The organism is Arthrobacter sp. 05T444, from assembly GCF_056395905.1.
The window spans coordinates 41804-67051 of record NZ_JBFTKK010000018.1; the positions used below are offsets into that span (position 1 = coordinate 41804).

31 protein-coding genes are annotated in these 25248 nt (G+C 62.6%); 1 reads left to right on the plus strand and 30 read right to left on the minus strand.

Features of this window, described 5'->3' with window-relative positions; genetic code table 11:
• Positions 1-19 precede the first annotated feature (19 nt).
• From AC1DD3_RS16460 to rpsJ, 24 genes are all read right to left on the minus strand, one after another.
• Positions 20-997: a P1 family peptidase gene (locus AC1DD3_RS16460; protein WP_476882110.1), complete on the minus strand. Its 978-nt coding sequence runs from the start codon at positions 995-997 to the stop codon at positions 20-22.
• Between the two features lie 140 nt (positions 998-1137).
• The gene (gene map / locus AC1DD3_RS16465) at positions 1138-1965 is read right to left on the minus strand and encodes a type I methionyl aminopeptidase (protein ID WP_476882111.1); all 828 of its coding nucleotides are present in this window, start codon (positions 1963-1965) and stop codon (positions 1138-1140) included.
• A gap of 124 nt (positions 1966-2089) precedes the next feature.
• Complete coding sequence (locus AC1DD3_RS16470; protein ID WP_230118152.1) at positions 2090-2659, minus strand: adenylate kinase; 570 nt, start codon at positions 2657-2659, stop codon at positions 2090-2092.
• 5 nt (positions 2660-2664) lie between these two features.
• The gene (gene secY / locus AC1DD3_RS16475; protein ID WP_476876070.1) at positions 2665-3975 is read right to left on the minus strand and encodes a preprotein translocase subunit SecY; all 1311 of its coding nucleotides are present in this window, start codon (positions 3973-3975) and stop codon (positions 2665-2667) included.
• A 196-nt stretch (positions 3976-4171) separates the two neighbouring features.
• Complete coding sequence (gene rplO, locus AC1DD3_RS16480; RefSeq protein ID WP_230118115.1) at positions 4172-4669, minus strand: 50S ribosomal protein L15; 498 nt, start codon at positions 4667-4669, stop codon at positions 4172-4174.
• Positions 4670-4876 carry a 50S ribosomal protein L30 gene (rpmD, locus tag AC1DD3_RS16485; protein WP_056626615.1) on the minus strand — a complete coding sequence of 69 codons (207 nt, stop codon included), beginning with the start codon at positions 4874-4876 and terminating at the stop codon, positions 4670-4672.
• Between the two features lie 3 nt (positions 4877-4879).
• Positions 4880-5608 (minus strand): 30S ribosomal protein S5, encoded by a 729-nt coding sequence (gene rpsE / locus AC1DD3_RS16490; RefSeq protein ID WP_214968822.1) that lies wholly within the window; start codon positions 5606-5608, stop codon positions 4880-4882.
• The gene (rplR, locus tag AC1DD3_RS16495; RefSeq protein WP_011692796.1) at positions 5605-5988 is read right to left on the minus strand and encodes a 50S ribosomal protein L18; all 384 of its coding nucleotides are present in this window, start codon (positions 5986-5988) and stop codon (positions 5605-5607) included. The genes rpsE and rplR overlap by 4 nt, the downstream gene beginning before the upstream one ends.
• A 2-nt stretch (positions 5989-5990) precedes the next feature.
• Entirely contained in the window at positions 5991-6527 is a 537-nt protein-coding gene (gene rplF, locus AC1DD3_RS16500) for a 50S ribosomal protein L6 (protein WP_230118114.1), read from the minus strand.
• Positions 6528-6545: 18 nt separating this feature from the next.
• Positions 6546-6944, minus strand: coding sequence for a 30S ribosomal protein S8 (gene rpsH / locus AC1DD3_RS16505; protein WP_230118113.1), 399 nt, complete (start codon positions 6942-6944; stop codon positions 6546-6548).
• Positions 6945-7026: 82 nt separating this feature from the next.
• A complete protein-coding gene (rplE, locus tag AC1DD3_RS16510; protein WP_230118112.1) occupies positions 7027-7608 on the minus strand; it encodes a 50S ribosomal protein L5 in 582 nt (193 codons plus the stop codon).
• Positions 7608-7967 (minus strand): 50S ribosomal protein L24, encoded by a 360-nt coding sequence (rplX, locus tag AC1DD3_RS16515; protein WP_230118111.1) that lies wholly within the window; start codon positions 7965-7967, stop codon positions 7608-7610. The genes rplE and rplX overlap by 1 nt, the downstream gene beginning before the upstream one ends.
• Before the next feature lie 3 nt (positions 7968-7970).
• Positions 7971-8339 carry a 50S ribosomal protein L14 gene (rplN, locus tag AC1DD3_RS16520; protein ID WP_024366126.1) on the minus strand — a complete coding sequence of 123 codons (369 nt, stop codon included), beginning with the start codon at positions 8337-8339 and terminating at the stop codon, positions 7971-7973.
• A gap of 433 nt (positions 8340-8772) precedes the next feature.
• A complete protein-coding gene (gene rpsQ / locus AC1DD3_RS16525; protein ID WP_230118110.1) occupies positions 8773-9081 on the minus strand; it encodes a 30S ribosomal protein S17 in 309 nt (102 codons plus the stop codon).
• Positions 9078-9407, minus strand: a complete 330-nt coding sequence (gene rpmC, locus AC1DD3_RS16530; protein WP_290369733.1) for a 50S ribosomal protein L29 — start codon at positions 9405-9407, stop codon at positions 9078-9080. The genes rpsQ and rpmC overlap by 4 nt, the downstream gene beginning before the upstream one ends.
• A gap of 2 nt (positions 9408-9409) precedes the next feature.
• Positions 9410-9826 carry a 50S ribosomal protein L16 gene (rplP, locus tag AC1DD3_RS16535; protein ID WP_013601829.1) on the minus strand — a complete coding sequence of 139 codons (417 nt, stop codon included), beginning with the start codon at positions 9824-9826 and terminating at the stop codon, positions 9410-9412.
• The gene (rpsC, locus tag AC1DD3_RS16540) at positions 9827-10672 is read right to left on the minus strand and encodes a 30S ribosomal protein S3 (RefSeq protein WP_230118109.1); all 846 of its coding nucleotides are present in this window, start codon (positions 10670-10672) and stop codon (positions 9827-9829) included.
• Positions 10673-11038 (minus strand): 50S ribosomal protein L22, encoded by a 366-nt coding sequence (gene rplV / locus AC1DD3_RS16545; RefSeq protein ID WP_003803798.1) that lies wholly within the window; start codon positions 11036-11038, stop codon positions 10673-10675.
• Positions 11039-11076: 38 nt separating this feature from the next.
• Positions 11077-11358: a 30S ribosomal protein S19 gene (gene rpsS, locus AC1DD3_RS16550; RefSeq protein WP_011692805.1), complete on the minus strand. Its 282-nt coding sequence runs from the start codon at positions 11356-11358 to the stop codon at positions 11077-11079.
• A gap of 12 nt (positions 11359-11370) precedes the next feature.
• Complete coding sequence (rplB, locus tag AC1DD3_RS16555; RefSeq protein WP_078027238.1) at positions 11371-12210, minus strand: 50S ribosomal protein L2; 840 nt, start codon at positions 12208-12210, stop codon at positions 11371-11373.
• 29 nt (positions 12211-12239) lie between these two features.
• Positions 12240-12545, minus strand: coding sequence for a 50S ribosomal protein L23 (rplW, locus tag AC1DD3_RS16560; protein WP_230118108.1), 306 nt, complete (start codon positions 12543-12545; stop codon positions 12240-12242).
• The gene (rplD, locus tag AC1DD3_RS16565; RefSeq protein WP_230118107.1) at positions 12542-13162 is read right to left on the minus strand and encodes a 50S ribosomal protein L4; all 621 of its coding nucleotides are present in this window, start codon (positions 13160-13162) and stop codon (positions 12542-12544) included. Before rplD ends, rplW begins: the two co-directional genes overlap by 4 nt.
• Positions 13163-13166: 4 nt before the next feature.
• A complete protein-coding gene (rplC, locus tag AC1DD3_RS16570) occupies positions 13167-13817 on the minus strand; it encodes a 50S ribosomal protein L3 (protein WP_056626643.1) in 651 nt (216 codons plus the stop codon).
• A 17-nt stretch (positions 13818-13834) separates the two neighbouring features.
• Positions 13835-14143 carry a 30S ribosomal protein S10 gene (gene rpsJ, locus AC1DD3_RS16575; RefSeq protein ID WP_038464699.1) on the minus strand — a complete coding sequence of 103 codons (309 nt, stop codon included), beginning with the start codon at positions 14141-14143 and terminating at the stop codon, positions 13835-13837.
• A 418-nt stretch (positions 14144-14561) separates the two neighbouring features.
• Between rpsJ and AC1DD3_RS16580 the strand changes: the two genes are divergently transcribed.
• The gene (locus AC1DD3_RS16580; RefSeq protein WP_230118106.1) at positions 14562-16010 is read left to right on the plus strand and encodes a GH1 family beta-glucosidase; all 1449 of its coding nucleotides are present in this window, start codon (positions 14562-14564) and stop codon (positions 16008-16010) included.
• Positions 16011-16024: 14 nt separating this feature from the next.
• Here the strand turns inward: AC1DD3_RS16580 and AC1DD3_RS16585 are convergent, their stop codons facing one another.
• The 6 genes from AC1DD3_RS16585 to rpsL form a co-directional block, all read right to left on the minus strand.
• The gene (locus tag AC1DD3_RS16585; RefSeq protein WP_290369732.1) at positions 16025-16150 is read right to left on the minus strand and encodes a hypothetical protein; all 126 of its coding nucleotides are present in this window, start codon (positions 16148-16150) and stop codon (positions 16025-16027) included.
• 64 nt (positions 16151-16214) lie between these two features.
• Entirely contained in the window at positions 16215-20378 is a 4164-nt protein-coding gene (locus tag AC1DD3_RS16590; RefSeq protein WP_476882112.1) for a hypothetical protein, read from the minus strand.
• Between the two features lie 163 nt (positions 20379-20541).
• Positions 20542-21732, minus strand: a complete 1191-nt coding sequence (gene tuf / locus AC1DD3_RS16595) for an elongation factor Tu (RefSeq protein WP_108600234.1) — start codon at positions 21730-21732, stop codon at positions 20542-20544.
• 246 nt (positions 21733-21978) lie between these two features.
• Positions 21979-24093 carry an elongation factor G gene (gene fusA / locus AC1DD3_RS16600; protein ID WP_230118104.1) on the minus strand — a complete coding sequence of 705 codons (2115 nt, stop codon included), beginning with the start codon at positions 24091-24093 and terminating at the stop codon, positions 21979-21981.
• 69 nt (positions 24094-24162) lie between these two features.
• A complete protein-coding gene (gene rpsG, locus AC1DD3_RS16605; protein ID WP_026531948.1) occupies positions 24163-24633 on the minus strand; it encodes a 30S ribosomal protein S7 in 471 nt (156 codons plus the stop codon).
• Position 24634: 1 nt separating this feature from the next.
• Entirely contained in the window at positions 24635-25009 is a 375-nt protein-coding gene (gene rpsL, locus AC1DD3_RS16610) for a 30S ribosomal protein S12 (RefSeq protein ID WP_018773658.1), read from the minus strand.
• Positions 25010-25248 lie beyond the last annotated feature (239 nt).

Below are 25248 nucleotides of genomic sequence, written 5' to 3' on the forward strand. Positions count from 1 at the left end.
AATGTTAAATCCAGCCATGTTAGCGCACATCGCCGCCGAACGCATCAAATCGGTACGCCTCAAAAGAGCCGGCAGCAGTTGTCACGGCCTCCGCGCTGCTGATCCCGTCCAGGATCGCCAAGCGCACGACGTCGGCTGCCGCGCTCTGCAGGGTAATGAGACTCACCTGCCGGGCAGGTTCCGAACTCCGGTCCAGAGTGGCCTCGCCGGTCGCCAGGCAGAACACCGTGTCCCCGTCCGCCAGGGTGTGGCTCGGGTTGAGTGCCCGGGCGAGGCCGGCGTGGGCAGCCGATGCGGTGCGATTGCACTCGGCCACATCGAGGGCGGCGTTCGTGGCGACGACGACGAGCGTGGTGTTCAACTGCTGCCGCTGATTGAGCTTGTCGAAATCACCGGCCTCGGTTTCGGCAGGCTCAACTTGCGTGGTGAACGGTATGCCCAGCGCGTTGACTACTGCCAGGGCTCCTACTACTACGCCCTTCTCCAACGTGACTGAGGCTGTCCCTACTCCGCCTTTGTATGCTCCCCGTCCTATGACGGCTCCGGTGCCGGCTCCCACGTTGCCGCGTTCGACGTCGTGCCCGTCCTTTTGGGTACCGGCGGCTGCTGCGGCGGCGTAACCCATGGCCGCGTCGGGGCGGGCGGAGAAGTCACCGCCGCGGCCGAGGTCGAAGATGGCCGCCGCCGGGACAATCGGGACCACTCCCCCGGTTACCGGGAAACCGCGGCCCTGTTCCTCGCACCAGCGCTGGGCGCCGTGGGCGGTGACCAGTCCATAGGCGCTTCCGCCGGTCAGAACCACCGCATCAACTATGGAGACCAGGGTGGTGGGGTCCAGCGCATCGGTCTCGTGGGTGCCGGGGCCTCCCCCGCGGACATCCACCGAGCCCACGGTTCCCGGCGGCGGCAGGACCACCGTGACGCCGCTCAGCCAGCCGCCGTCGGACTTCTGCTGGTGCCCGACCCGCAGGCCAGGCACATCGGTGATCGCTCCCATGGGCACCATTCTGCCCCCTGACACTCCCCGGACCTGACGCGCCGACGCAGGGAATTCCCCATGACGCGCAAAATCCCTGTCGACACTGGAATTCCGGTGTCGACAGGGACTTTGCGCATCGTGAAGCTAAAGGCGAGTCGTCAGGGGATCGGAACGGGGACCACGCCGAGCGGCGCCAGCTGGGCCGCTCCGCCGTCGGGCGCTGAAAGCACCCAGATGCCCTTCTCATGGACGGCCACGGAGTGCTCCCACTGGCAGGAACGTTTGCCGTCCGTGGTGACAACTGTCCAGTCATCGTCCAGGACGGCCGTTTCGATGCTGCCCCGCACCAGCATGGGTTCAATGGCGAGGCACAGCCCGGGCCGGATCTTCGGGCCGCGGTGGCTGGTGCGGTAGTTGAGCACGTCCGGGGCCATGTGCATCTCGGAGCCGATGCCGTGCCCCACGTAGTCCTCGAGGATGCCCAGCGGCTTGCCCGGCACCGAGGAGACGTAGTCGTCCACGGCGCAGCCGATGTCGCCGACGAACTTGCCGGTGGCCAGCGCGGCAATCCCCCGCCACATGGCGGCCTGGGTGACGTCCGAGAGCCGCTGGTCCTCGGGGTCAACCGTGCCGACAATGACCGTGCGGGCGGAATCCGAATGCCAGCCGTCCACGATTGCGCCGCCGTCGATCGAGATGATGTCGCCGTCCTGCAGGACCCTGGACCCCGGGATGCCATGGACCACTTCCTCGTTCACGGAGGTGCAGATCGTGGCGGGGAAGCCGTGGTAGCCCAGGAAGTTGGACTTCGCCCCTGCCTCGAGGAGCACGGCGGCGAACACCTCGTCGAGCTGCTTCGTGGTGACTCCCGGTGCGGCCGCGGCCACGGCAGCGTCCAGGGCGCGGCTCAGGACGAGCCCGGCCTCGTGCATGGTGCGCATCTGGGCGTTGGTCTTGTACTCAATCCGGGGCTGGCCGAATGCCATCTGCGGTTTTCCTCTCAATGGTGCCGCCCCCGGCCGATATGCCGGGCGCGCTAGCCGTGTGCGGGCTAAAAGCCGGAGGCCCCTCCCAATAAACCGGGAGGAGCCTCGTAGCGTTGTTACTGAATCAGGCTGTCTGAGCCTCTTTGATGGCCTGCATGACGCGGTCGGTGACCTCGTCAATGCCGCCGATGCCGTCCACCTGGGTGAGGATGGCGCGCTCGGCGTACTTGGCCACAACGGCCTCGGTCTGCTCGTGGTAGAGATCCAGGCGGTGGCGGATGACGGCTTCGTTGTCGTCGCTGCGGCCGGTTTCCTTGGCACGGCCGAGGAGGCGTGCAACGAGTTCCTCGTCGTCAGCGGTCAGCTGCAGGACGACGTCGAGCTTCTGGTCACCATTGGCCAGGATCTCGTCCAGGTAGTCAACCTGGGCCGTGGTGCGCGGGTAGCCGTCCAGCAGGAAGCCGTCTTCGACGTCGGATTCGCTGAGGCGGTCACGAACCATTTTGTTGGTCACGCTGTCCGGAACGAAGTCACCCGCGTCCATGTACTTCTTGGCTTCGACGCCGAGCGGCGTCTCACCCTTGACGTTCGCCCGGAAGATGTCGCCAGTGGAGATCGCAACGACGCCGAGGCGCTCCGAGATGCGTTCCGCCTGAGTACCCTTGCCGGAACCCGGTGGTCCGATAATCAACATTCTGGTCATCGCAATAGCCCTTCGTAGTGACGCTGCTGTAGCTGCGCGTCAATTTGCTTGACGGTTTCCAAGCCAACGCCCACCATGATCAGGATCGAGGTGCCACCGAACGGGAAGTTCTGGCTTGCGTTGATCAGCACGAGCGCCACCAGCGGGATCAGTGCCACGAAGCCAAGGTAAAAGGCGCCGGGCAGCGTGATCCGCGACAGGACGTACTGCAGGTAATCCGCGGTCGGCTTGCCGGCACGGATACCCGGAATGAAGCCGCCGTATTTCTTCATGTTGTCCGAGACCTCTTCAGGGTTGAAGGTGATCGCGACATAGAAGTATGTAAAGAAAACAATCATGGCGAAGTAGAGCGCCATGTAGATGGGGTGGTCCCCGCGGGTCAGGTTGTTGTTGATCCACTCAACCCACGGCTGCAACTGCTCCCCGGCCTTGGGCTGGTTGAACTGTGAAATCAACGCCGGCAGGTAGAGCATGGACGAGGCAAAGATCACCGGGATAACGCCAGCCATGTTGACCTTGATGGGAATGTAGGTGCTGGTGCCGCCCACAGTCCGGCGTCCGATCATCCGCTTGGCGTACTGCACCGGGATGCGGCGCTGGGACTGCTCAACGAACACGACGAGCGCAACCGTCAGCAAACCGATGACGAGGACCAAGAAGAACGTTCCCGGGCCCTGTGCCGTCCAGATAGCGCCCAGAGACGTGGGGAAGCCGGCAGCGATGGCGGTGAAGATCAACAGGGACATACCGTTGCCCACGCCCTTTTCGGTCACGAGCTCGCCCATCCACATGATGAGGCCGGTGCCGGCGGTCAGCGTGATGATGATCAGGATCGTGGTGATGACGCTGCTGTCCGGGATGATGGGCAGCGCGCAACCGGGCAGCAACTGACCGGAACGCGCCAGGGACACCAAGGTGGTTGCGTTCAGCAGGCCAAGGGCGATGGTCAGATAACGCGTGTACTGCGTCAGCTTGGACTGCCCCGAGGCGCCCTCTTCGTACAGCTGCTGGAAACGGGGAATGACCACCCGAAGCAGCTGCACAATGATGCTGGCCGTAATGTACGGCATGATTCCCAAAGCGAAGATGGAGACCTGCAGCAATGCACCGCCGCTGAAAAGATTGACGAGCTGGTAGATCCCGCCCTGGGTCTGCCCGTTCGACAAGCATTGCTGGACATTCTGGTAGCTCACACCAGGCGAGGGGATGAAGGCTCCCAAGCGGAAGATTGTGATGATTCCCAGCGTGAACAACAACTTGCGACGCAGATCAGGCGTTCGAAAAGCCCGGCCGAATGCGCTAAGCAAGCGTCCTCCTCAGTAGTTAATAAGTCTTGTGATGCAGGTCAATAAACCCAACAACCGAGTCTAACGGTTGTTTGCGCTATGCGAACAATCCGGAAGACCCGCAGATATGAAAAAACTCCCGGCACGGGGGCCTCGGCCCCGCGTACCGGGAGTTTGCGCAACGGGCATCAGCCCACTGCTCCTGGAGAAAATTCTCCTAGAGAGCGGTGGTGCTTCCGCCTGCTGCGGCGATCTTTTCAGCGGCACTGGCTGAGAAGGCGTGGACGGTGACGTCGACCTTGACGGTGATGTCGCCGGTGCCAAGCACCTTCACGGGCTGGTTCTTGCGAACGGCACCCTTTGCAACCAGGTTCTCCACGGTGACAGCGCCACCTTCCGGGAACAGCTCGTTGAGCTTGTCCAGGTTTACAACCTGGAACTCAACCCGGAACGGGTTCTTGAAGCCGCGCAGCTTCGGCAGGCGCATGTGCAGCGGCAGCTGGCCGCCGGCAAAGCCAGCCTTGATCTGGTAGCGGGCCTTCGTACCCTTGGTACCGCGACCGGCGGTCTTACCCTTGGAACCTTCACCACGACCAACACGGGTCTTGGCGGTCTTGGCACCCGGGGCGGGACGCAGGTGGTGAACCTTCAGCGCGTTCTGCTTGTCAGCAGATGCGTCGCTTTGTGCCTTCTCGGCAGTGTTCTTCTCGGCCATTTATTTCGCCTCCTCTACCTTTACCAGGTGCGGAACCGTGTTGAGCATTCCAACGGTCACGGCGTCGGCGGTGCGGACAACGGTGTGTCCGATCCGCTTCAGGCCGAGGGACCGCAGGGTGTCGCGCTGGTTCTGCTTGCCGCCAATGGCGGACTTGATCTGAGTGATCTCCAACTGGGCGTCGGACGGAATCAGGTTCTTAGCCATGACTCAGACACCTGCCTTCTGGTTCATGAGCGCCTTCACCATTGCCGGCGGAGCGATCTCATCGAGCGGGAGGCCGCGGCGTGCTGCCACTGCTGCCGGCTCTTCGAGGCGCTTCAGGGCATCAACGGTCGCGTGAACGATGTTGATGGCGTTGGAGGAACCGAGCGACTTGGAGAGGATGTCGTGGATGCCCACGCACTCCAGTACTGCACGGACCGGGCCACCGGCGATAACACCGGTACCGGCGGAAGCCGGACGCAGCATGACGACGCCTGCGGCGGCCTCACCCTGAACGCGGTGCGGGATGGTGCTGCCGATGCGGGGAACGCGGAAGAAGGACTTCTTGGCCTCTTCTACGCCCTTCGCGATTGCGGCAGGAACTTCCTTCGCCTTGCCGTAGCCAACGCCGACCATGCCGTTACCGTCACCAACGACGACCAGTGCGGTGAAGCTGAAGCGACGACCACCCTTGACGACCTTGGAAACACGGTTGATGGTAACAACGCGCTCTACGAACTGGCTCTTCTCGGCTTCGCGGCCACCGTCGCGGCCGCCACGGCCACCACGGTCGCCGCGGCCCTGGCCACGGTCGCCACGCTCGCCGCGACGAGCGCCACCACGGCGGTCATCGGCAGCTGCGGGGGCAGTGGTCTCAGTGGCCTCAGCAGCTACGGCAACAGGTGCCTTCTGATCTGCAGACACAGTGTCCTTTTCCTTGTTTGCTTCCGTCACAGTGACAGCCCACCTTCACGTGCACCGTCAGCGACGGCGGCGATCCGGCCGTGGTACTTGTTACCACCGCGGTCGAAGACAACAGCTTCGATTCCGGCAGCCTTGGCACGCTCGGCTACGAGCTCGCCAACGCGCTTGGCCTTGGCAGTCTTGTCACCGTCGAATGCACGAAGGTCGGCTTCAAGTGTGGACGCGCTCGCTACGGTCAGGCCCTTGGTGTCATCGACAACCTGGACGAATACGTGGCGTGCGGAGCGGTTGACGACCAGGCGAGGACGCACAGCCGTTCCGGAGATGCGCTTGCGGATACGAAGCTGGCGGCGGCTGCGTGAAGCAGACTTGCTCTTGTTCGTACGCTTCTTATTAATTGCGATGGCCATGGTTACTTACCAGCCTTTCCGACCTTGCGGCGGATGACTTCGCCGGCGTAGCGAATGCCCTTGCCCTTATAGGGGTCCGGCTTCCGCAGCTTGCGAATGTTGGCAGCAACCTCGCCGACCTGCTGCTTGTTGATACCTGAAACAGAGAGCTTGGTCGGGGTCTCAACTGCAAAGGTGATGCCGTTCGGTGCCGAGACGTTAACCGGGTGGCTGTAGCCCAGAGCGAACTCCAGGTCAGAACCCTTTGCCTGGACGCGGTAACCGGTACCGACAATCTCAAGCTTTTTCTCGTAGCCTGCGGTGACACCCTGGATCATGTTGGCGATCAGGGTGCGGGTCAGGCCGTGCAGTGAACGGGAGGCGCGCTCGTCGTTCGGGCGGGCGACAGTCAGGGTGCTTTCGACCAGGGAGACCTCGATCGGGCTGGCCACAGTGTGGCTCAGCTCGCCTTTGGAACCCTTGACGCTGACGACAGAGCCGTCAACCTTGACCTCAACGCCGGCAGGAACGGTGATGGGGAGACGTCCAATACGTGACATTATTCTCTTCCTTTCCCGTTACCAGACGTAAGCGAGGACTTCGCCGCCCACGCCCTTCTTGCCGGCCTGCTTGTCAGTCAAGAGGCCGGAAGAGGTGGACAGGATTGCGACACCCAGGCCACCGAGCACGTGCGGCAGGTTGGTGGACTTTGCGTAAACGCGCAGTCCCGGCTTGGAAATACGACGAACACCGGCGATTGAACGCTCGCGGTTCGGACCGAACTTGAGCTCGATGGTCAGCTTCTTGCCGACTTCAGCGTCTTCTTCTTTCCAGGAGGCGATGTAACCTTCGGCCTTCAGGATGTCGGCAACGCGTGCCTTGAGCTTGCTGTACGGCATAGTCACGGATTCGTGGTACGCCGAGTTTGCATTGCGCAGACGCGTAAGCATGTCTGCGACAGGATCTGTCATTGTCATTTGGGCTCTTGCCCTTCCTCGTAACGGTTTCCTTCGCGCTGATCCCTCAGGGTCAGTGCAGCCGGACCTTTTACGTAGCTAATTAAGCTTCGGTTTTGAACGGGAAACCAAGCGCCTTGAGCAGCGCGCGGCCTTCGTCGTCGGTCTTGGCAGTGGTCACAACCGTGATGTCCATACCGCGAACGCGGTCGATGGAATCCTGGTCGATCTCGTGGAACATAACCTGTTCGGTCAGACCGAAGGTGTAGTTGCCGTTGCCATCAAACTGCTTGCCGCTGAGGCCGCGGAAGTCACGGATACGCGGCAGAGCCAGCGTGACCAGACGATCCACGAATTCCCACATGCGGTCGCCACGCAGGGTCGCGTGTGCACCGATGGGCATGCCTTCGCGCAGCTTGAACTGTGCGATCGACTTGCGGGCCTTGGTTACCTGCGGCTTCTGGCCGGTGATCAGGGTGAGGTCGCGGACAGCGCCGTCGATCAGCTTGGAGTCCTTGGCGGCATCTCCAACACCCATGTTCACAACAACCTTGACCAGACGGGGAACCTGGTTAACGTTCTCGTACTTGAATTCCTCAAGAAGCGTGCTCTTGATGGAATCGGCGTACTTGGTCTTCAGACGAGGAACGATCTTGCTTGCCGGAGTCTCGAGAGTCTCAGTCATTAGATGTCCTTCCCTGAGCTCTTTGCCACGCGTACGCGCACTTCACGCTTCACGCCATTGCGCTCAACGGTCTCGGTGCGGAAACCTACGCGAGTGGGCTTCTTGGTGGACGGGTCAACCAGAGCCACGTTGGAGATGTGGACCGAAGCTTCTACGACCTCGATGCCACCGGTCTTGGTGCCGCGCTGCGACTGACCGACCTTGGTGTGCTTGGTTACGCGGTTAATGCCTTCAACCAACACGCGGTTGGTCTCCGGGAATACGCGCAGAACCTTGCCCTGCTTGCCACGGTCGCCGCCGCGCTCAGCCTTGGCGCCAGTGATGACCTGAACCAGGTCACCCTTTTTGATCTTAGCCATGGACTAGAGCACCTCCGGAGCCAGAGAAACGATCTTCATGAACTTCTTGTCGCGAAGCTCACGACCAACCGGTCCGAAGATGCGGGTACCGCGGGGGTCACCGTCAGCCTTCAGAATCACGGCCGCGTTCTCGTCAAACTTGATATAGGAACCATCCGCACGGCGGCGTTCCTTCTTGGTACGGACGATGACAGCCTTGACGACGTCGCCCTTCTTTACGTTGCCGCCCGGAATTGCGTCCTTGACGGTAGCGACGATAACGTCGCCAATGCCTGCGTAGCGACGGCCAGATCCACCGAGAACGCGAATGGTAAGGATTTCCTTAGCACCCGTGTTGTCGGCGACCTTGAGTCGCGACTCCTGCTGAATCACTATTTACTCCTTGCGTCGCGCCGGTTCTCAGACCGAAAATCTTCCTACGGAATGAGCCTTGCGGAACGGTTGATCGGGGTGTCTCTTGACCTGCCTGGATTTTGCCAGACCAGGCCTAAACGCCCGTGCCAAAAACATTTGCTTCCCAAGCGGATTTAGACGCAGTCCAAGCGCAAGGGGGCACTATGCCGTGGCACGATTGTTTACGAGGTTTGATGACGGCGCACAGAAGGCGCCATACAAACTCAAAATCTTAGCACATTTCGGGCCCAGCCCCATATCACAGCAGCTGCCCTCCCGTTAAGCCGGTTCCGTTAGCCGACGACGGCGGCGGCCGGTGCCTGTTGCCAGCCAAAACGCGGAAAACCCCCGCTCCCAAAGGGAACGGGGGTTTCCGGACAAACCTCACCGGTTACGGCGAGAGCTGCAGGTGTTACTTGGCCTTTTCGAGGATCTCAACCAGGCGCCACCGCTTGCTAGCGGACAGCGGGCGGGTCTCGGCGAGGAGAACGAGGTCGCCGATGCCGGCGGTGTTCTCTTCGTCGTGAGCCTTGATCTTCGAGGTGCGGCGGATGACCTTGCCGTAAAGGGCGTGCTTCACGCGGTCTTCAACCTGGACAACGATGGTCTTTTCCATCTTGTCCGAGACCACGTAGCCGCGCTTCGTTTTACGGTCACCGCGCTCAGCAGCCGTAGCTGCAGCGGAAACAGTTTCCGTCACGTTCTCGTCCTTTTCACTCACTTGGCGTCCTCCTCAGTCTCAGCTTCGGCCGGCGTTTCGGCCTTCTTCGCTGCGGACTTCTTGGACTTCTTTTCTTCCTTGGCTTCCGCAACAGGCGCGGCAACCTCGGCACGAATGCCCAGCTCGCGTTCACGGAGAACGGTGTAGATGCGTGCGATGTCCTTCTTTACCGCGCGCAGACGACCGTGGTTCTCCAGCTGACCGGTGGCGGACTGGAAACGCAGGTTGAACAGCTCTTCCTTAGCCTTACGGAGTTCTTCAACGAGACGCTCGTTGTCGAAACCGTCCAGCTGTGCGGATGCAAGTTCCTTGGATCCTACTGCCATTTCTATTCACCACCTTCGCGACGCAGAATGCGTGCCTTCAACGGGAGCTTGTGGATTGCCAGGCGCAGTGCCTCGCGAGCAACCGATTCTTCGACACCGGAGATCTCAAAGAGAACCCGGCCCGGCTTGACGTTTGCGACCCACCATTCCGGAGAACCCTTACCGGAACCCATGCGGGTTTCGGCCGGCTTCTTCGTCAGGGGACGGTCCGGGTAGATGTTGATCCAGACCTTACCGCCACGCTTGATGTGGCGGGTCATCGCAATACGGGCAGACTCGATCTGACGGTTCGTGACGTAAGCCGGGCTCAGGGCCTGGATGCCGTACTCACCGAAGGAGACCTTGGTGCCGCCCGTAGCAGCGCCGGAACGACCCGGGTGGTGCTGCTTACGGTGCTTGACTCGACGTGGGATAAGCATTTAAGCCTGTCCTCCTTCTGCTGCCTGTGCCGGTGCGGCAGAAGCGGCATCGGCTGCCGGAGCTGCAGCAGCAGGAGCTGCTTCGGCTGCCGGACGGTCGGTACGACGGCGGCGGTCACCACGGTCAGCGCCACCCGGGCGGCCCGGACGGTCGCTGGCACCGCGTCCACGGGACGGAGCAGCAGCTGCCTGCTGAGCCAGTTCCTTGGACGTGACGTCACCCTTGTAGATCCAGACCTTCACGCCGATGCGGCCGAAGGTGGTCTTGGCTTCGTAGAAGCCGTAGTCGATGTTCGCGCGGAGGGTGTGCAGGGGCACACGGCCTTCGCGGTAGAACTCCGAGCGGGACATTTCTGCGCCACCCAGACGGCCGGAGCAAGCGATACGGATACCCTTGGCACCGGCACGCTGTGCGGACTGCATGGCCTTCTTCATCGCACGGCGGAAAGCCACGCGGGAAGTCAGCTGCTCAGCAACGCCCTGCGCTACAAGCTGGGCTTCCATCTCGGGGTTCTTGACCTCGAGGATGTTCAGCTGGACCTGCTTGCCGGTGAGCTTTTCGAGCTCGCCGCGGATGCGGTCTGCTTCTGCACCGCGGCGGCCGATAACGATGCCCGGACGTGCCGTGTGGATATCCACGCGGACACGGTCGCGGGTGCGCTCGATTTCGACCTTGGCGATACCGGCGCGCTCCATGCCCGTGGACATGAGCTGGCGGATACGGATGTCTTCGCGAACGAAGTCCTTGTACCGCTGGCCAGCCTTGGTGCTGTCAGCAAACCAGTGCGATACGTGATCGGTGGTGATGCCGAGTCGGAACCCGTGCGGGTTAACTTTCTGTCCCACTTAGCGAGCCTCCTCTTTCTCCGGGGTAGCGACTACCACGGTGATGTGGCTCGTGCGCTTCTTGATCTGAAATGCACGACCCTGAGCACGCGGCTGGAACCGCTTCATGGTCGGGCCTTCATCAACAAACGCTTCGCTGATGATGAGGTCACCTTCGTCAAACGCAACACCGTCGCGGTCCGCGAGGACCCGGGCGTTGGAGATTGCCGACTGAACTACCTTGAATACCGGCTCTGAAGCTGCCTGGGGGGCAAACTTCAGAATTGCCAGAGCCTCGTTCGCTTGCTTACCACGAACAAGGTTGACGACGCGCCGGGCCTTCATAGGCGTTACGCGGATGTGACGCGCAATTGCCTTGGCTTCCATTGCTTTCCTTCTCTCGTCTTTGACGTAAGTGCAGGCGCCTAGCGGCGCTTGCCCTTACGGTCGTCCTTGACATGGCCGCGGAATGTCCGCGTGGGAGCGAATTCGCCGAGCTTGTGCCCGACCATCGACTCGGTGACAAACACCGGAATGTGCTTGCGTCCGTCGTGCACGGCGATCGTGTGCCCGAGCATGTCGGGGATGATCATCGAGCGGCGGGACCAGGTCTTGATGACGTTCTTGGTGCCCTTTTCGTTTTCCCTGTCCACCTTCACAAAGAGGTGCTGGTCAACGAAAGGACCTTTTTTCAGGCTGCGTGGCATGTGTCCAGGCTCCTATCGCTTGTTCTTGCCAGTACGACGACGACGCACAATAAGCTTGTCGCTCTCTTTGTTCGGGCGGCGGGTGCGGCCCTCACGCTTACCGTTCGGGTTGACGGGGTGACGTCCACCGGACGTCTTACCCTCGCCACCACCGTGCGGGTGGTCAACCGGGTTCATGGCGACACCACGGACGGTCGGGCGGACGCCCTTCCAGCGCATACGGCCGGCCTTGCCCCAGTTGATGTTCGACTGTTCGGCGTTGCCGACCTCGCCGATGGTTGCGCGGCAGCGCACATCAACGTTGCGGATTTCACCGGAAGGCAGACGCAGCTGGGCGAAACGGCCTTCCTTGGCGACGAGCTGAACAGAAGCTCCAGCGGAACGTGCCATCTTGGCGCCGCCACCCGGACGCAGTTCAACTGCGTGGATAACGGTACCCACAGGGATGTTGCGCAGGGGCAGGTTGTTGCCGGGCTTGATATCAGCGTCGGCACCGGCCTCTACGAAGTCACCCTGGGAGAGCTTGTTCGGGGCGATGATGTAACGCTTGGTGCCATCAACGTAGTGCAGGAGGGCGATGCGAGCCGTGCGGTTCGGATCGTACTCGATTTCGGCAACGCGGGCGTTGACGCCGTCCTTGTCGTGGCGACGGAAGTCGATCAGACGGTACTGGCGCTTGTGTCCACCACCCTTGTGACGGGTCGTGATCTTGCCGGAGTTGTTACGGCCACCCTTTTTGGGCAGCGGACGTACCAACGACTTTTCCGGCGTCGACCGCGTGATTTCGGTGAAGTCAGCTACGCTCGAGCCGCGACGGCCCGGGGTAGTCGGCTTGTATTTACGGATTCCCATAATTTATTTCCTCGTTAAAGTGGTCTCCGCTACGCGAGCGGACCGCCGAAGATGTCGATAGTGCCTTCTTTGAGGGTGACAATCGCACGCTTGGTGTTCTTGCGGATACCCCATCCGAATTTGGTGCGCTTGCGCTTACCGGCACGGTTGATGGTGTTGATCGATTCGACCTTGACGGAGAAAATTTTCTCCACGGCCAGCTTGATCTCGGTCTTGTTCGAGCGGGGGTCCACCAGGAAGGTGTACTTGCCCTCATCGATCAGGCCGTAGCTCTTTTCCGAAACAACGGGTGCAAGCACGACGTCGCGCGGGTCTTTGATGGTGGCTGCGCTCACTTGGCATCCTCCTCGTTCTTTGCAGCCTTGTCAGCAACGAATGCTTCATAGGCAGCCTTGGTGAAGACTACGTCGTCAGAAACGAGAACGTCGTAGGTGTTCAGCTGGTCTGCGTACAGAACGTGAACTTCCTCGAGGTTGCGCACGGACAGTGCAGCAACATCGTTGGCGCGCTCAATGACAACGAGCAGGTTCTTGCGCTCGGAGACGCCGCGCAGCGTTGCCAGTGCTTCCTTGGAGGACGGCGTGGAGCCGGCGACCAGGTCAGCAATGACGTGGATGCGTCCGTTACGGGCGCGGTCAGACAGTGCGCCGCGAAGTGCAGCAGCAATCATCTTCTTGGGGGTGCGCTGGCTGTAGTCGCGAGGAGTCGGACCGTGGACAACGCCACCGCCGGTCATGTGAGGAGCACGGATGGAACCCTGACGGGCGCGGCCGGTACCCTTCTGCTTGAACGGCTTGCGGCCTGCACCGGAAACTTCGGCGCGGGTCTTGGTCTTGTGGGTACCCTGGCGAGCAGCAGCGAGCTGTGCAACGACGACCTGGTGCAGCAGCGGCACGTTGGTCTGTACGTCGAAGATCTCTGCGGGCAGGTCAACCTTGACAGTGCTAGTCATTGAACTAGGCTCCCTTCACGGCGGTGCGTACGAGTACGACCTGGCCGCGGGCGCCGGGGACGGCACCCTTGATCAGGAGCAGCGACTTCTCGACGTCAACCGCGTGAACAGTGAGGTTCAGCGTGGTGTGACGAACGGCGCCCATGCGGCCGGCCATTTTCATGCCCTTGAAGACGCGGCTCGGGGTGGATGCGCCACCGATTGAACCGGGCTTACGGTGGTTCTTGTGGGCACCGTGGGAAGCTCCAACGCCGTGGAAGCCGTGACGCTTCATAACGCCGGCGAAGCCCTTACCCTTGGTGGTGCCGATAACGTCGATCTTCTGGCCGGCTTCGAAGAGCTCTACAGAGAGCTCCTGGCCCAGCTCGTAAGAGTCAGCATCTGCAGTGCGCAGTTCGACGACGTGGCGGCGAGGCGTGACGCCTGCCTTTTCAAAGTGACCAGCCAGCGGCTTGGTGACCTTGCGGGGATCGATCTGGCCGTAGCCGATCTGAACGGCGACGTAGCCATCAGTCTCTGCGTTACGCAGCTGGGTGATGACGTTCGAGTCAGCCTGGACAACAGTGACGGGGATGAGCTTGTTGTTCTCGTCCCAGACCTGGGTCATGCCGAGCTTCGTGCCCAGCAGGCCCTTTACGTTACGGGTTGCGGTCATAGTCTCTCAGCACCTCCCTACAGCTTGATTTCGATGTTCACGTCGGCCGGCAGGTCGAGACGCATAAGCGAGTCAACAGCCTTGGGCGTGGGGTCGATGATGTCGATCAGACGCTTGTGCGTGCGCATTTCAAAGTGCTCGCGGCTGTCCTTGTACTTGTGGGGAGAGCGGATTACGCAGTAAATGTTCTTCTCCGTCGGCAGCGGCACGGGGCCCACTACCGTTGCGCCTGCGCGCGTGACCGTCTCAACGATCTTCCGTGCTGAAACGTCAATGACCTCGTGGTCGTATGACTTCAGCCGGATGCGGATTTTTTGTCCCGCCATGTCGCCTGACTCTCTTTCAGTAAATGCTGCTCTGTTTACTTACCTGTTGTATGTGGCTGCCGAAGCATTTGAAGTCTGAACTACCACCCGCCGCACAAACTGAATCCGGATAAATCCGGGTTCCTCAACCTGCCGACGTAACCGACCCCCGCGGTCGGGCGTGTCGCACCTTCGAAGCGTGCGAGCCCGCAGTTCCATGGGGAGTGGGTTATGTTTGGACTTCGACCTGGACCCTGTCACCCGGCATTATCCGGATCGGGACGCGAAGAAGCGCTTGAACAACTCATCTAGTATGCCGGATTTTGCTGCCGGATGCGAATCAGGCCTTGTCAGGCCCGCGTGCGGACATCCTCGGTGCGGGTGACGGCCTCCCCAGGCGGTCATTGCCTTCGGCAATCTTCGAATGGATGATAGGTGAATGGCCGTGCAGAATGCTGACGCCGTAAACACCGCTTCGGTTCAGGATCTCGCGGGGCGGCTCAGACCCGGTTTCACCCTGGGGGTGGCTGCAGCAGCGTTTCAGATCGAGGGCTCCCTGGCCGCCGACGGTCGAGGACCGTCCGGCTGGGACGCTTTCGCCGAAAAACCCGGGAACATCGTTGACGGGCACTCCCCTGCAGTGGCCTGCGACCATTACAACCGCGCGCCCGAAGACGTGGCCCTCATGCGGGAACTGGGCATCGACTCCTACCGCTTCTCCCTTTCCTGGCCGCGGATCCAGCCCGACGGGCGGGGCGCCATCAATTCGCACGGCCTGGATTTTTACGACAGGCTGATCGACCAGCTGCTGGCCGCCGGCATCTCCCCCATGGCCACCCTCTACCACTGGGATACTCCGCTCCCCCTCGAACACAGCGGCGGCTGGATGAACCGTGCCACGGCGGAGCACTTCGCGGAATATGCCGCGGCCGCCGGCGGACGGCTCGGCGACCGCGTGGCGCAGTGGGTCACACTGAACGAGCCTGTGTCCGTGACCCTGAACGGCTATGCCCTGGGCGTTCACGCGCCCGGCCGGGATCTACTGTTGGACGCCTTGCCCTCCGTTCACAACCAACTGCTGGGCCACGGGCTTGCCGTCCAGGCGCTCCGGGCGGCGGGTGTCGCCGGTGGCATCGGTGTCACCAACCTGCATTCGCCCGTGCGCCCGGCGTCGCGGAAACTGACCGACCGGCTGCTGGCGAGGGTGTTTGACCTGGTCCTCAACAGGGTTTACGCCGACCCCATCCTCCTGGGCCGCTACCCGAAACCTCCGGCCGCAGCCAAGCCCTGGTTCAGATCCCTGACCAAAGCGTCCGACGACGACCTCCGCCTCATCAGCCAGCCTCTCGACTTCTATGGGGTGAACTACTACTACCCCGTGAAGGTTGCCACCGGGCAGGGTTCCGCAGACACCCCGGCCGGAACCGCGGACGCCATGGCCCGCATGCCGTTCCATCTGGCGGCCTTCCCGGAATACGACACCACGGGCTTCGGCTGGCCGGTTGCGCCCGAGCATCTGGGAATCCTGCTGCGTGAACTCAAAGACCGGTACGGGGCTGCGCTGCCGCCGCTGTACATCACAGAAAGCGGTGCAAGCTTCCCGGAGCCGGAGCACGTCACTGGTCCCATCGCGGATACCAGGCGCATCGACTATCTGGCCCACCATCTGCACCAGGCCATGGTTTCCACCGCCCCCGGCGGTATTGCACACGATGTGGAACTGCTGGGCTATTACGTCTGGACCCTGATGGACAACTTCGAGTGGGCGGCCGGGTACTCCCAGCGTTTCGGCCTGGTCCACGTAGACTTTGACACGCTCAAGCGCACCCCCAAGAAGTCCTTCTACTGGCTTCAGGCGCTCAGCCGGGCGCGGAAGGCGCTCGCCTGAGGAACCGCCGCGGGTTACTGGTTCTTGTTGGCGCGGTTGATGCGCTTTGCGCGTTCAATCTCGTTGCGGAAATGCTTCTTGGCCCAGAACACACCGGCAACAACGATTACAGCCACGATCAGGAAAATAAGCCATCCCATGATGTGCCACCTCTCTTTTCAGCAACGATAGCAGGGCACATCACGCAGTCAGCCAGTCCGTCCGTCAGTCGGTCCCGGCAGGCTTGCTGCGGCTGAGCTTCCGGAGGGCGAGCGCGATGAGGCCGACGGCGATCAGCGCCAGCAGCACGTAGGTGTACTGGCGTATCGCCCACATGATGCACAGCCCAACCCCCGCTGCACCCCACCAGACGAGCATCCGTTCGCTGTACCCCAGCCCCACCACCAGCACCGCTGCAAAGAACGCCAGCACCCAGAGTTGCTGGGCACCATTGCCGCCGAAGATCACCAGGAGGCCGCTCAACGAGACCAGAGCGGCGGCGAGGCCAAGATACAGCCTGCCGGCGCCGGGCTGGCCCGACCTATACCGCAGCACGCCAAGCACCGAGGCGAGGACCACGTACCACTGGACCGTCCAGAATGTATCCGGCCAGGAGGAGCCAGGCAAGATCCCGTCCAGCCAGCCCGCGTGCTGCTGGGAGGGAGCGGCGAAGAGCGCCGCACGCTGGACGGCGGCCGTCACGGCCAAGGACCCGAGTTCTGCTGCCGGGCGTCGCACCGCAGCGGGGACCTCCAGCCAAATCACGACGGCGGTCATGGTCACCAGCGCTGCTCCCGCCCACGACGTCTCGCTGTACAGCAGCCCCACAATTCCCGCCACGGCGAGGCCCAGGACGGCAGCCCCGACCAGTGCAAGAAAGCGAACGTCGCCGCCCTGACTGGCCGCGGCGGGCGATCCTTCGGCCAGCGGCTCCCGGCCGTGCGGCCGGTGGCCGCGAATCTTTCCGGCAACGTAGAGTGCTGCGGCCGCGGTTCCGCACCCTGCCAGCCACGGAAGGTAGAAGCCCCAAAGCCCCGGAACATCCCCGAGGATTCCGTCCGCCGTCATCGTGGCCCCTGTCAGCGCAGCCAGGACTGCCGGCGGGTAGAACCCGGGCATGCACTCCACATGCGACGCCGCAAAGCACGCCGCCGAAAGACCCAGCACCGCCGCACCGGCAATCCAGTCCCCGGACGGAGGTGCCAGCATGGCTGACGCGGTGCCGAAGGAGACGGCTGCCGCCAGCCACAGCCAGTGGTCAACGCCGCCGCCGTTCCTGTGCCGGAAGAGTGTTCCGCCTACCGTGGCGGCCAGGGACAGCCCCAGCAGCGCCAGCGCGACGCCTGCATGACCCAGCAAGGGGGCTGCCAGGAAAGCAGTGGCCGCAAAAAGTTGCCCGAAGGGCAGAAGCGGCCCCATCGCAACCACCGCGAACAGCGCCGCATACACAGCCAGGTAGGCAGCCCCCCGGGCGGCAAACAACCGGCCGGCAGCGACAGCGGAGACCAGCAGCAGAAGCAGGGACAACAGCACTACCCAGCGGCCGCCGTCGTCCGCAATCAATCCCGCCCGGAATGGTTGCGCTACGTACGCGACCGGAAGAATCGCCTGGCTGGCCAGCGTGATCCAGACGGCTGCCTGCTGGAAGGGAACCTCCGTAAGGCGGTGCCGCATGAGCCAGCGGATCACGTGCTGCGCCGCGAGCACGAGCGCGAAGGTCACAGCAACAACGGTGGGTGAGGCCGAAACGTCATGACTGAGCACCACTGCCAGCGCTGCCGCAAGGATGCGGGCGGCAGCGAAGTACGCGCCCTTTGATGTGCGGTCCTCCACGGCAGCCACCATGGCTGCGCTGAAGACCGCGAAGACACCCAGCAGGATTTCGACGTCGGGGAGACTTGCCCCGCGCAGCACCAGCAGCAGGGCCAACACTGCCGGAGCGAACACCGCAGACCACCGGTGCGTCCGCAGCACGTAGCCGGCGGCTGCGGCTCCCCCGGCCAGGAGCAGCGGTGCGAACGTGGCCTGCCACGACGGGGTTTCCGACGCGAAGACCGTGGCCGCCGCTGATACGATCGCGGCCGACTGCAGCGCCAGAAGCACGGCAGCGTCTGCCAACTGGCTGTCTTGTACTCTGCCGCGGGCTGCCGCCCGCAGGGGTATTGCGAGCTGGAGGGACAGTGCGACGGCGAGGACAGTGGCCGGGGCCAGCGCCTCGCCGCCCACGAGGATGGGGCCGTTGTCCCGCAGAATCTGATGGAACACTGTCAGCACCAGAGAGGTCGCGGCGGCGCGGCTGAACCACGAGTAGTACCGTCCCTGGGTTGGCGTTCCCGCGGATGCAATGCTGGAGCCTTTCCTGCCGGCGCGGACGGCAGTCACTGCCAGGTAGCCCGTAACGGTCAGCAACGCGGAGTTTCCCAGCGTGAGCGATACTGCGCAGAAGGCAAGCGGCACGGCAACAAGCGAGACGGCCAACGGAACGGCTTCCGCGATGGACGGCCGCCAGGGCTCCTCCCCGTATCGGCGAAACAGCAGCAGGCCGGCGGCCAGCGATGCCATGAGCTGGGCACCGATGGCGATGCCGCCAAAGTGTTCTGACGCCGGATAGAGGAACGGCTCGGGTTCGCCGAGCACCAGCGCAGCCATGGTTCCCACGCCCGCGACGGTGAACACGGCCAGGCTGATCTGCGGCGTCAGCGCTGGCACGTGGAGGCGGATCATCGCAGCTGTTGCCAGCTGCTGAATGACCAGGACAAGGCAGAGCGCCAGGGCTGCGGCCCGGAAGCGTGCGTCGTTCTCGCCGACGACTGCCGCCGTCAGGACAGGCACCGCCACCGTGAGGGTGATGCGCGCTGCGAGGACAAAATGCAGGCGCAGCGGCTCCGTGCGGGGGCGGGAGCGCACGGCCCAGAAGGCGGCTCCGGCGACGAGCAGTCCCACCAGCGTCCATGCCCCGAGCCAGTCCGCCAGCAGTATGGCCATGCCGAGCGCAGCAACCGGGGCCCACTCGGCCCTCTCGCGGTGCCTGGCCGCAAGCACCGCGCCCGTCAGCAGCGCCAGCAGCGCGAGGGCCCACAGCGGGCTGCCGTCCGCACCCACCGGCGGCCCGGCCAGGAAGTCGAGCCGCTCCGCCACGGCGTAGGCCACCGTCAGCAGCAGTTCCAGGGCGAAGGTAACGAGGACGTCCAGCCTCCACCGGCGGTGGCGCAGGACGCCAAGGAGCAGGGACGGGAGGCGCCAGGCTCCCAGCCGGCCCGCTGTGCGTTCCTGGTCCGGAGGCTCATTACCCACGACCGACACAAGGGCCTGGATGGCCAGCAGCACGGCCGCCGCGGCAAGGGCGGCACTCCCCCGCCCGCTCAGGTTCCAGACGGCCACTGACGCCGCCACCGTCAGGCTCGCCCGGGCAGCCAGAAACTGGAGCGTCCGGAGCTGCGACCCGGGGGCCACGGACGTCACCGCGAAATAGCATCCGCACATCGCCATGATCCGGGCGTAGTCACCGCGTCCGAGCATCAGCGGAACCAACGTGGCAGCCACCGCAACAGCGGGAACGATGAACGGATGCAACTGGGCAAGCGGCCTGACGTACAGGGGCGGCAGCCACCGTGGCTTCAGTATGGCCAGGACAGTGAAGAAAACCGCCACCCCGATCAGTGCAGTGAAGTACCAGATGAGCGCCCCACCCAGGACGGACACCCCGGACCAGGCAGTGGACGCAACGAAGCTCAGTGAAAGATAGACGAGGACCCGGCTCTCGAGCCGGACGGCGGCCACGACGTATGCTGCGGTGCCGACGGCCGATGTAGCCAGCCATGCAAGCGGAGCATCGTGGAGGGCAAGGCTGTACATGGCGAGGCCTGTCACGGGAATCAGTGCCAGCCCAGTGCCCGAGAAGGCAACGGCGGCAGGCCTCAGCCGCGGCGCCCTCGCATGGAGCATCAGTCCCGCAGCATAAAACAGCGCGGTGATGGTGCACACGCCCACAAACCGAAGAGACACAGGAAGCCCCGTGCCAACAAAGAGCGCACCGGCGGCGACCAGGAGCAAACTGGCGACGTAGAGCGTGACATTGATATTCTGCCGCTCACGTTTGGCCCGCGCCATGTCCCGCTCCGCACGGAGTTCTGCCTCCACACGGGGAGGGACGGAAGCGTACACCGGAGCGGTTGCCGGTTCCAACGGAGCCGGCCGCCTCACCGGCCCGGCTGCCGGCGGCCGCGGCTGGCTGGCGGGCGAGGGAGGCGCAGCGAGCGAGGCCGGCCGGTCCGGTTCACCCGCTGCCGGTTCAGTCGCTGCCTCGGTATTGGCCAAAGCGTCCAGCCATCCTTGGAGATGGCCGGCCCTAAAGCCGGCGCTGTACGCCTCATCAGTAGAGGTCCACATGCCGCCGCCTTCCGACCACTGCTGGCGGCGCAACGCCCCGGCAGCAATTAATCCAATGAATGGATAAAGGATAGCAAAAAACAGCCCCGCTGCACTAGCAGCGGGGCTGTTTAGAAGATCCGTCAGGCCGTTACCGGGCCCTCTGATCCATGATCAGCAAGGACTACTTGATGATCTTGGTGACGCGTCCCGAACCAACGGTGCGGCCGCCTTCGCGGATAGCGAAGCCGAGGCCCTCTTCCATGGCGATGGGCTGGATGAGCGCAACGGTCATCTCAGTGTTGTCGCCAGGCATAACCATTTCCGTGCCTTCCGGCAGGGTGATAACGCCGGTTACGTCCGTGGTGCGGAAGTAGAACTGCGGGCGGTAGTTGGAGTAGAACGGGTTGTGACGTCCGCCTTCGTCCTTGGAGAGGATGTAGACGTTAGCCTCGAAGTCGGTGTGCGGGGTGATGGAACCCGGCTTGACGACAACCTGGCCACGCTCTACGTCATCGCGCTTCAGACCGCGGAGCAGGAGGCCACAGTTCTCGCCCGCCCATGCTTCGTCGAGCTGCTTGTGGAACATCTCGATACCGGTAACCGTGGTCTTCTGGACCGGGCGGATACCGACGATCTCGACCTCGGAGTTGATGGCGAGGGTTCCACGCTCGGCGCGGCCCGTTACAACGGTGCCACGGCCGGTGATGGTGAAGACGTCTTCGATCGGCATCAGGAACGGCTTGTCACGGTCACGTACCGGGTCCGGAACGGAGTTGTCGACAGCTTCCATGAGGTCCTCGACGGACTTAACCCAAACCGGGTCGCCTTCGAGTGCCTTAAGGCCGGAAACGCGAACAACCGGAGCCTCATCGCCATCGAAGCCCTGAGCGGAAAGCAGCTCACGAACTTCCATTTCGACGAGGTCGAGGAGCTCTTCGTCATCGACCATGTCGGACTTGTTCAGCGCGACCAGCAGGTAGGGAACACCAACCTGGCGGGCGAGCAGAACGTGCTCGCGGGTCTGAGCCATCGGGCCGTCAGTGGCGGCAACCACGAGGATTGCACCGTCCATCTGTGCAGCACCGGTGATCATGTTCTTGATGTAGTCAGCGTGACCCGGAGCGTCTACGTGTGCGTAGTGGCGCTTCTCGGTCTGGTACTCAACGTGGGAAATGTTGATGGTAATGCCGCGCTGACGCTCTTCGGGAGCAGAGTCAATAGACGCGAAGTCGCGCTGCTCGTTGAGAGTCGGGTACTTGTCGTACAGCACCTTGGAAATGGCGGCCGTCAACGTCGTCTTACCGTGGTCAACGTGACCAATGGTACCGATGTTAACGTGCGGCTTAGTCCGCTCGAACTTTGCCTTTGCCACAGGTTCCTCCTAGAACGTTTTCAAATGACTTACCCTTCGACCGCGCTTGTCGCGGCAGAAACTTCAGCAAGTCTACTTGGGGGGCTTTGGATTGGTGAAATTTGCAGATTCAGGAACTAATACTAGTGCCTAGAGCCTGTTTGCGCAGACGGCAAGATCCGATCAGGACCGGGGCCGGCCGTCTGCGCCGGGCGAGGTTCCGTTTCCGGAATCACACCCAAGTTGCTCGCGAGGACAGTCGGAAGACTATTCGCCGCGGTTCTTCTGGATGATCTCGTCGGCAAATGCCTTCGGGACCTCCGCGTAGCTGTGGAACGTCATGGAGTACACAGCGCGGCCCTGGGTCTTTGAACGCAGGTCGCCGATGTAGCCGAACATGCCGGACAGCGGGACGTGCGCACGGATAACCTTGACGCCCTGGGCATCCTCCATGGACTGCATCTGGCCACGGCGGGAGTTGAGGTCACCAATAACTTCACCCATGTATTCCTCAGGGGTGCGGACCTCGACATCCATCAGCGGTTCGAGCAGGATGGGGTTCGCCTTGCGTGCGGCTTCCTTGAAAGCCATACGGCCGGCGATCTTGAACGCCATTTCCGAGGAGTCAACATCGTGGTACGCGCCGTCAATCAGCGTCGCCTTGATGCCAACAACCGGGTAGCCGGCCAGGACGCCGTCGTTCAGTGCATCCTGGATACCGGCGTCAACGGACGGGATGTACTCGCGCGGGATACGGCCACCAGTGACCTTGTTCTCGAACTCGTACAGCTCGCCTTCGGACGTGTCCAACGGCGCGATCGCGATCTGGATCTTCGCGAACTGGCCCGAACCACCGGTCTGCTTCTTGTGCGTGTAGTCGTGACGCTCTACACCACGCTTGATGGTTTCGCGGTAAGCAACCTGCGGCTTGCCAACGTTCGCCTCGACCTTGAACTCGCGGCGCATGCGGTCCACCAGGATGTCCAGGTGGAGCTCGCCCATGCCGGCGATGATGGTCTGGCCGGTGTCTTCGTTGAGGGAGACCTGGAAGGTCGGGTCCTCAGCGGAGAGCTTCTGGATGGCCGTGGAGAGCTTCTCCTGGTCACCCTTGGTGTTCGGCTCGATCGCCACAGAGATCACGGGCTCCGGGAAGCTCATGGACTCGAGGACGATCTGGTTGCTGGAGTCGCACAGGGTGTCGCCCGTGGTGGTGTCCTTCAGCCCGATCGCTGCGTAGATGTGGCCGGCGGTAGCGCCCTCGACGGGCATTTCCTTGTTGGCGTGCATCTGGAACAGCTTGCCGATGCGCTCCTTCTTGCCCTTGGTGGAGTTGACCACCTGGGCACCCGCCTCGACGTGACCGGAGTACACGCGGATGAAGGTGAGCTGACCGAAGAACGGGTGGGCAGCAATCTTGAAGGCCAGAGCCGAGAACGGCTCCTCGGAAGACGGCGCGCGCGTCAGTTCCTTCTCTTCGTCGCGAGGATCGTGACCGATCATCGGCGGGACGTCGAGCGGGTTCGGCAGGTAGTCCACCACTGCATCAAGCATCGGCTGGACGCCGCGGTTCTTGAAGGCGGAACCACAGAAGACCGGGTACAGCTCAGAGTTGATCGTCATCTTGCGGATGCCGGCCTTGAGCTCATCGACGGTGATTTCTTCACCTTCGAGGTACTTTTCCATGAGTTCTTCAGAGGACTCGGCGACGGCCTCGACAAGCGCTGCGCGGTACTCCTCGGCCTTTTCCTTGAGGTCAGCCGGGATCTCCTGGACCTCGTATTTGGCGCCCATGGTCACATCGCCCTTGGCATCGCCGGGCCATACGAGTGCGCGCATGTAGAGCAGGTCGACGACGCCAACGAAGTCGTTCTCTGCACCGATCGGCAGCTGCATGACCAGCGGCTTGGCGCCAAGACGGCTGATGATCGTGTCTACGGTGAAGTAGAAGTCAGCACCGAGCTTGTCCATCTTGTTGACGAAGCAGATACGCGGAACGTTGTACTTGTCAGCCTGACGCCAAACGGTCTCGGACTGCGGCTCAACGCCTTCCTTGCCGTCGAACACGGCAACTGCACCGTCGAGGACGCGCAGGGAGCGCTCAACCTCAACCGTGAAGTCCACGTGGCCCGGGGTGTCAATGATGTTGATCTGGTTGTTTTCCCAGAAGCAGGTCACGGCGGCAGACGTGATGGTGATGCCGCGTTCCTTTTCCTGTTCCATCCAGTCGGTGGTCGACGCGCCGTCGTGCGTTTCGCCGATCTTGTGGTTCACACCTGTGTAGAACAGAATGCGCTCGGTGGTGGTGGTCTTGCCGGCATCAATGTGGGCCATGATGCCGATGTTGCGGACCTTACTAAGGTCTGTAAGCACGTCCTGTGCCACGGTGTCTCCCTTTCGGATGGACTACGCGTTCGCCGCCGGCTCGTCTGAGCCGGCGGCGTACGGGAAGTTTTACCAGCGGTAGTGTGCGAAGGCCTTGTTCGACTCGGCCATCTTGTGGGTGTCTTCGCGACGCTTCACAGCGGCACCGAGACCATTGGAGGCATCCAGGATTTCGTTCTGGAGACGCTCGGTCATCGTCTTTTCGCGGCGGGCCTTCGAGTAGCCGACCAGCCAGCGGAGGGCGAGGGCGGTGGAGCGGCCCGGCTTGACCTCAACCGGAACCTGGTAGGTTGCGCCACCGACACGGCGGGAGCGGACCTCGAGGGAAGGCTTGACGTTGTCCATGGCCTTCTTGAGGGCGGCAACGGGGTCGCCACCGGACTTGGCGCGTGCACCTTCGAGGGCGCCGTAGACGATGCGCTCTGCGGTGGACTTCTTGCCGTCAACCAGGACCTTGTTGATCAGCTGAGTGACCAGCGGGGAGCCGTAAACGGGATCTAGTACGAGCGGCCGCTTGGGGGCCGGACCCTTGCGAGGCATATTACTTCTTCTCCATCTTTGCGCCGTAGCGGCTGCGGGCCTGCTTACGGTTCTTGACACCCTGGGTATCGAGGGCGCCGCGGACGATCTTGTAGCGGACACCGGGAAGGTCCTTCACACGACCACCACGAACGAGCACAATGGAGTGCTCCTGGAGGTTGTGGCCCACACCGGGGATGTAGGCGGTTACTTCAATGCCACCGTTAAGGCGCACACGTGCAACCTTACGCAGAGCCGAGTTCGGCTTCTTCGGGGTCGTGGTGTACACGCGGGTGCAGACACCGCGGCGCATCGGGCTGCCGTTAAGCGCGGGAGCCTTGGTCTTTTTGACCTTCGGCGTGCGGCCCTTGCGGACCAGCTGGTTAATCGTAGGCACTTTCGTGTTCTCCGTTTTATCCGGAGCGGCCTCTGACAGCCGCTCTCCTGTTGCTTTGCCCCGCCGCCCGAGCTTTGAAGAAGTCTCCAGAGCAGCTGAGGCGAAGCCTTTAATAGTCGGATCGCACACATGGGGAATGACGTGACTTTCGTCTTCAAAAGTCCCCTAGGCATGCAAAAATGTGGCATACGTTGCACAAGAACCCTGCAAACCGGAAACGTCGCTCTGGTTCAGCCTTT